This window comes from Limnothrix sp. FACHB-406 (genome assembly GCF_014698235.1).
In the GTDB taxonomy this organism is placed as follows: Bacteria; Cyanobacteriota; Cyanobacteriia; order CACIAM-69d; family CACIAM-69d; genus CACIAM-69d.
Genome location: NZ_JACJSP010000003.1, coordinates 408598 through 414773, shown reverse-complemented (window position 1 = coordinate 414773; position 6176 = coordinate 408598). Strand labels below are relative to the sequence as shown.

The 6176-nt window shown below is 55.6% G+C and carries 5 protein-coding genes; 4 read left to right on the top strand and 1 reads right to left on the bottom strand.

All coding sequences use genetic code 11. The features are described 5' to 3' along the window. Window positions 1-149 precede the first annotated feature (149 nt). The 4 genes from hisB (at window position 150) to H6G53_RS05215 (ending at window position 4109) form a co-directional block, all read left to right on the top strand. Window positions 150-767 carry an imidazoleglycerol-phosphate dehydratase HisB gene (hisB, locus tag H6G53_RS05230; RefSeq protein ID WP_099533559.1) on the top strand — a complete coding sequence of 206 codons (618 nt, stop codon included), beginning with the start codon at window positions 150-152 and terminating at the stop codon, window positions 765-767. Next, window positions 767-1288 carry a hypothetical protein gene (locus H6G53_RS05225; protein ID WP_190531266.1) on the top strand — a complete coding sequence of 174 codons (522 nt, stop codon included), beginning with the start codon at window positions 767-769 and terminating at the stop codon, window positions 1286-1288. The genes hisB and H6G53_RS05225 overlap by 1 nt, the downstream gene beginning before the upstream one ends. A gap of 339 nt (window positions 1289-1627) precedes the next feature. After that, window positions 1628-2347, top strand: a complete 720-nt coding sequence (locus H6G53_RS05220; protein ID WP_099533536.1) for a PHP domain-containing protein — start codon at window positions 1628-1630, stop codon at window positions 2345-2347. 154 nt (window positions 2348-2501) lie between these two features. After that, entirely contained in the window at window positions 2502-4109 is a 1608-nt protein-coding gene (locus H6G53_RS05215; RefSeq protein ID WP_190531264.1) for an N-acetylmuramoyl-L-alanine amidase, read from the top strand. Here the strand turns inward: H6G53_RS05215 and H6G53_RS05210 are convergent. Next, entirely contained in the window at window positions 4106-5500 is a 1395-nt protein-coding gene (locus H6G53_RS05210; RefSeq protein WP_190531262.1) for a WecB/TagA/CpsF family glycosyltransferase, read from the bottom strand. The two genes, H6G53_RS05215 and H6G53_RS05210, sit on opposite strands and share 4 nt — an antisense overlap. Window positions 5501-6176: the final 676 nt, after the last annotated feature.

Genomic DNA, 6176 nt, shown 5'->3' with positions numbered 1-6176 from the left:
GGAGACGACTCATGAGCTGGGTGATACTTCGGGTAGGTCTAGCCTAAAACCGAATTTAGAGCTGCCAAGTCGGCTTTAGCTTCTCTTTATGAATTAGCTCTCAAATCATGCAAACCACCGAGCCAATCACCGAGCCAATCACTGAACCGATGCTCGATCGCCCCGTTATCCTCACGCCCGATCGCACCGCCCGCGTCAGCCGCAAAACCGGCGAAACCGATGTTCATGTCGGTTTGAATTTGGATGGAACGGGCCGTTGCTCTGCCCAGACTGGCGTGCCTTTTTTGGATCACATGCTTGATCAAATTGCCTCCCATGGGCTGATTGATTTGGATATCCAAGCCACTGGGGATGTGCATATTGATGATCACCACACCAACGAAGATGTGGGCATTACCCTCGGCCAAGCGCTGCATCAGGCCTTGGGCGATCGCAAGGGCATCGTCCGGTTTGGGCACTTTGTCGCCCCCTTGGACGAGGCCTTGGTGCAGGTGGCGTTGGACTTTTCCGGCCGGCCCCACTTGAGCTATGGGCTGCAAATCCCCACGGAACGGGTGGGAACCTACGACACCCAATTGGTGCGGGAATTCTTTGTGGCGGTGGTGAATCACTCGCAAATGACCTTGCACATTCGCCAACTGGATGGCATCAACTCGCACCACATCATCGAAGCCACGTTCAAGGCCTTTGCCCGAGCGATGCGCATGGCGATCGAGGTGGATCCGCGTCGTGCTGGCAAAATTCCCAGTTCCAAGGGTGTGCTCTAGTGGCAAAGGAGCGATTGATCCAAAAGCGTTGGCTTGAAAACTGGCGGGTCGGTTTGGTGCTGGCTGGGTTCCTGCTGTTGGGGGGCTTGCTGGGGGGGCTGGTTTGGGGGCTGGAAACTCCGGCAGCCCAAGCGGCGGATTTTTGTCGGCCCTGGCATGGTCAGCAAATTTGCATTCTGAAAATTCAGCGCAGTGCCAAGAAACACTGGGAGTTTCGGGCCACGGTGGCGGTGGATGGGGTGGAACGGCCCCGATCGGCCTACAACTGCCGCCGCCGAATTTGGGTCGGGCTGGATGGCATCCGCCATGTGTTTGACCCCCATGGGCCCGGCGAGCTGATTTGCAGTTTGCTGAACCGGGATGATGCGCGCGAGGGTCTCAGCCGAGAATTGATGCTCGATCGCGCTCCCCGTCTCTTGCAGCCGCGCACCAATCCCAGTTCCCTCAGCGCCCGATCGGGTGAAGTGGCGACCCAAATCGCCATCACCCAAACCGCCATCACCCAAACTGCCATCAATTGATGATTGATTTTTGCTAACTCTGCCAACTCTCCTGATCCCAGAGTTGAGGCAGTTTTGGCCCGGCCGATCCCCACCTCAAACAGACCTATGGCAAGCGTGAGGATTGGCCGGGAATTTTTTTGCCTTTTTCTCAAACTTTTTAAAAACTTTCTAAAAGTTTGGGATCGTCAAAAAGTAGTTTGATTTGCATTTAAAACCATCAGAATTCTAGAGGGTTTCTTTTTTGACCAAAGACCATTTATGACGAATGCATGGCACAGGACGAATTGCAACAGAAAGTCTTTAAAAATTGTTTAAGATTGGTGAAGCCATTTTTCTCCATTCTTTGGGAGTGTCGCTATGACAGCTCGCGTTACCCGTGGCTTGAGTCCGCTGTCGGTGACAGCTTCGGTGACGGCTGAAGACCAGGCGCTGCTGCGGGACGTATTCCAATCTTTGACTCCGACGAGTTGCCCGCGTCACTACAACTTTCACATGCACACAACGGCCTCCGATGGCCGCCTCAGCCCCACCGATTTGATTAACCAGGCCCTGCAAATTGGTCTCAAGGGCTTTGCCATTACCGATCACCACAGTGTGAATGGCTATCTCGCGGCGGCGAAGGCGCTGCAATTGGCTAAATCAGTGAACCCTGAGCTGGTGGTTCCCCATTTGTGGACGGGGGTTGAAATTAATGCAGGGTTGCTGGGAACCGAGGTGCATATCCTGGGCTATGCCTTTGATATCAGCGCTGATGTGATTCAGCCCTATTTGCAAGGGCGACCCGTGCGCGATGAGTATTACTACGCCGATCGAGTGATTCATGCCATCCAACAAGCGGGGGGCATTGCCGTGCTGGCTCACCCCGCTCGCTATCGCCTGGATGCCAAGCCCCTGATTATGGCGGCGGCAACCCTAGGGATTGATGGGGTAGAGGCTTACTATGCCTATAACAATCCCAATCCTTGGACTCCTAGCCCCGATCAAACCGCCCGAGTAAAAGAGTTGGCGGAACGATTTGGGCTGCTGATGACTTGCGGGACAGACACCCACGGGCCGAATTTGCTGCTGCGTTTGTAGATCTCTAACGAGCAAATTTGGTCAAAATTTCGCCTGGGCGCTAAACTGCATTCGGCAAGGGGGCGCGATCGCATGGGTCTGAAAGTGACACCCAAGACGGGCCAATGTCGATCGCCCAATCAGCCCGGCAGTTTTGGTTTGTTGGAGATCAATTTTGGTTGCTTTGCGTTTGTTTGGCGATGGCCGGAAGTCGGCCCCCGGAAAGCAAATGGCAGCCGTCGGGCTGTTGGGGCTGCTGGGATCGTTGGTGGCAGCGTTGCCAGCCCAGGCCGGGCAACTGCTGAATTGGCGGTTTGATCCGGCACGCAATCAATTGAGCTTCACGACCGATGAAGGGGTGCAGCCCCGGGCCCAAATTGTGTCGGGGCCCGATCGCCTGGCCATTGACCTGCCAGACACCACCTTGGCCCAACCGGTTCAGGAACAGCGGTTTGGGGGCATGGTGCGAGCGGTGCGTGTGGGCCAGCCCGATCGGAACACCACCCGCATCGCGATCGAATTCCAATCGGGCTATCGCATTGATCCCGATCGGGTGCGGGTGCGCAGCTTGTCTCCGACCCAATGGACGGTGGAACTGGGTGGAGAACCAATTGCCCAGCAGCCCCCCCAGCAGCTTGTGCTTCCTGGCCAGCGGAATCGCCCGCAACCCACGCCTCCCAATAGCCCCAATAATTCCAACGGTTCCGATCGGCCTTGGATTCCCGGCGCATTGCGAGAGGTTTTGGAACGATCGGGCGGCAACTCCCCGATCGCTCAAGTGGAGGGGGTGGAACTGTCTGAGGGCGGATTGGCCCTGCGGGTGAGCGGCGGAACTCCTGGTATTACGGTGAACCGCAGCCCCGATCGCCGACAGATTGAAATTTGGTTAGATAACGCTTCGATCGCCAATGGGGTCGATCGACTCGTGGGCGGCCGAGCGGGCGTAACCCGTCTGATCGTCACTCCCCAACGAGGTGGGTATCCGCCTCGGGTAAGAATTTTGTTGGTGGTGGATCCGAGCAGCCCCGATTGGCAGGCTCGCGCCGAAGAGAGCTTGGTGATTGCCCAACCGATCGGCAGCACCACCGCCGTGAATCCCCCCGCTGCCAACCCGCCCACGGCCAATCCTTTGCCGCCGCGACCTTGGCCCCGTCAACCGGACAACTCTGGCCAATCACCCGGCTGGGTGAACGATTACCCCGATCCTCGCCTGGGCGGTTTGCCGATGTTGAATCGGCGGGTGCGCATTGTGGTGGATCCGGGCCATGGCGGTCGCGATCCCGGGGCGATCGGGATTGGGGGGCTGCAAGAAAAGCAAGCGGTTTTGGATATTGGTCTGCAACTGGCGGCTCTGCTGCGTCGCCAAGGGGCCGATGTGGTTTTGACCCGCGATGACGACACCTTCATCAGCCTTGATGGGCGCACCCAGTTGGCTAACCGCATTAGTGCCACCGTGTTTATTAGTGTCCATGCCAACTCAGCGGGCATTAATCGCCCGGACGTGAGCGGCGTGGAAACCTACTACCACCAGTCCGGTGGCCAGTTGGCCCAGGCGGTGCAACAAAGCATCATGCGCGCCTTTCCGTTCATGCGCAATCGCGGGGTGCGCACGGCTCGGTTCTATGTGCTGCGTAACAGTCGAATGCCCTCAATTTTGGTGGAGACCGGGTTTGTGACGGGCCGACAAGATGCGGCCCTGCTGACCAATCCCACTTGGCGATCGCAAATGGCCTGGGCGATCGCCCGAGGGACGATCGAGTATCTCAACGGCCCTGGCCGCTAAGCTGTCCTCTTCAAACCATTGGGGGCGGCCAGTCCCGCCGCCGCCAACCGATCGCGCAGGGCCTGGGGATCGGGCAAGGCTGACAGTTCTGCTTGGTGTTCCTGCATAAACACCAGGAGACGATGGGAAATTAAGCCCCGAGCCACCGCCAACTCGCCCAACGTTAGCCACTGGGGATTGCGTTGATAGGCCCGAGCCGCCGCAATCCAATCAAAATCAATCAACCCAGCTCGGTAAAGGGCCGCCTCGGGCTTCAGGGTCAGGCCGCCGGACGGGATCGCCAATTGCAACAGCCGCACCATTTGGGCGCTCAACCACCCTCGCTGGATCGCCACCAATTCCGGTGATCGGCTGTCACCGGCTTCCAACTCCCGGAGTTGTTGAGGGGTCAACAATCCAGCCTGTTCGCAGAGCTGAACGATCGCCGATCGCGACTGGAGATCCACCCCCGATCGCTCGCCCAACCGTGGCAAAACCGTTTCAAAAAACTGCAAAACCGGCGGCTGCACCACGCCCTTGGCTAACAGAATTTGTTCTAGGGGTAGTGGCTGGCGTAGTTCATACCACTCAATTAGCTCCTGCAATTGCCCTTCGGTTAAAAATCCCGCCTCTTGCAGCAAGATCCCGATCGGTCGGTGCAGTCGGTAGCGACCCAACAGGGCTGCCCCCAAATCCATAAAAAACGGCAAACTCTCCACCAAATAGCGCCGCCAAAGACGCTTTGGCTCACAGGACAACCGAAATAGCCACTCCAAACCCACATGGCTCATCCAGCGGGGCGATCGGGGCACATTGCCCGCCTCAAAGTCGATCGTCGCCCCGAAACCAAAGGCCACCGTCACCTGTTTCAGCAAATGGCGATGGCGATAAAACCACTTTTCTTGCTTGGGTGCGCCAACTCCCACCAGCAGAACATTAGCCCGCGATTGATTAATCAAGTCAACAATCTTGGCGCATTCCACCGGGTCGCGCTCAAAGCCAAAAGGCGGCGAATAAACCCCCGTGACCATTTCGCGACCCACCTTTTCATTAATGAGATGGCGAGCCTTTTCGGCCACTCCCTCCATGGCCCCCAGCAGAAAAATAGTCATCTCTGGGTCATGGGCATAGTATTCATAAAAAACCGGAAAGAAATCGGATCCCGAGATTTTGTCAGTGATGTGGTAGCCCATCAGCTTGGCCACAAAAATCAAAACCTGGCTATCACAAACCAAGTAATCGGCTTTGTGATAGATCGTGTCAAAAACCTCATCTCTCCGAGTTTTAACCAAATGGTCAATATTGGGCGTGGTCACCCAACCGCCCCGTTTCAAATTTGCCAACAACTTCTGTTGGGAAATGTTGTCGAGCGTGATGTTCAGAATCGGAACCTTGGGTGCGATCGAGGTCATGGCAGCCTCTCCAAAATAGGTAGTTATTGAGATGTGACACTCAGAGTGATTGTGCAGTGATGAGAGATGGATAATCAGTGGCTCGAAAGACAAAAATGCTGATCGCTCCAGATATCTGGTCAAATACACTCGCTGCACTCGTGATATTCATCCACCCTTGGGGAACAGCCTCAGGGTTAATTTCCCCATTAGGTCAAAATTGGTCTAATGGCCGAATTCAATGGCTCAGTTGAACGATCCAATTTGCCTGTTTCATCCAGGGCCTAATCGCGATGCCCAATTAATAGCTGTAATGGCCTTGCCCAATGTTGGCTTGCACCCCGGATCCTTATGAAGCTATCATAATGCCCACCGTGATTGAGGGCATCAAGACCATCGTTTTTCGATCAATCATTCAAAAAGTCTTTAAAAAACTGACTAGTGAATTTCCCCAGTTGAATCGAGTCTGAATTGGGGTTGAATTAAGCCAATTGGAGATAATGGGGAAGTTCTCCTAATCTGGCAATTCTTGACTGAAGCCCTTTGCAAGCCCTGTGGTTTTAGGCAGAATGGAGCCGATTAAGGGTGTTTTGACGAGTATTGCGACTGATATTTCAGCTAGGTAAAGTGACGGTGATTGACCTATTTGGCGCAGATTTGGCGCGAATCTGGCGCTCATGAGGCCCTGAGTTGGCCC